The sequence below is a fragment of the Escherichia sp. WS1450 genome, assembly GCF_046487395.1.
Taxonomy (GTDB): Bacteria; Pseudomonadota; Gammaproteobacteria; order Enterobacterales; family Enterobacteriaceae; genus Escherichia; species Escherichia coli.
Genome location: NZ_JBJQJO010000152.1, coordinates 1 through 692 on the forward strand (window position 1 = coordinate 1; position 692 = coordinate 692).

A 692-nucleotide genomic window follows, 5' to 3' on the forward strand; every position below is an offset into this window, starting at 1 on the left:
AGCCCAGAGCCTGAATCAGTGTGTGTGTTAGTGGAAGCGTCTGGAAAGGCGCGCGATACAGGGTGACAGCCCCGTACACAAAAATGCACATGCTGTGAGCTCGATGAGTAGGGCGGGACACGTGGTATCCTGTCTGAATATGGGGGGACCATCCTCCAAGGCTAAATACTCCTGACTGACCGATAGTGAACCAGTACCGTGAGGGAAAGGCGAAAAGAACCCCGGCGAGGGGAGTGAAAAAGAACCTGAAACCGTGTACGTACAAGCAGTGGGAGCCTCTTTATGGGGTGACTGCGTACCTTTTGTATAATGGGTCAGCGACTTATATTCTGTAGCAAGGTTAACCGAATAGGGGAGCCGAAGGGAAACCGAGTCTTAACTGGGCGTTAAGTTGCAGGGTATAGACCCGAAACCCGGTGATCTAGCCATGGGCAGGTTGAAGGTTGGGTAACACTAACTGGAGGACCGAACCGACTAATGTTGAAAAATTAGCGGATGACTTGTGGCTGGGGGTGAAAGGCCAATCAAACCGGGAGATAGCTGGTTCTCCCCGAAAGCTATTTAGGTAGCGCCTCGTGAACTCATCTCCGGGGGTAGAGCACTGTTTCGGCAAGGGGGTCATCCCGACTTACCAACCCGATGCAAACTGCGAATACCGGAGAATGTTATCACGGGAGACACACGGCGGGTGC

The 692-nt window shown here is 52.9% G+C and carries 1 rRNA gene; it reads left to right on the forward strand.

Annotation, left to right across the window (positions count from 1 at the left end):
- Positions 1-692: ribosomal RNA gene (locus ACJHYR_RS28050) — 23S ribosomal RNA — on the forward strand; the annotation flags it as partial.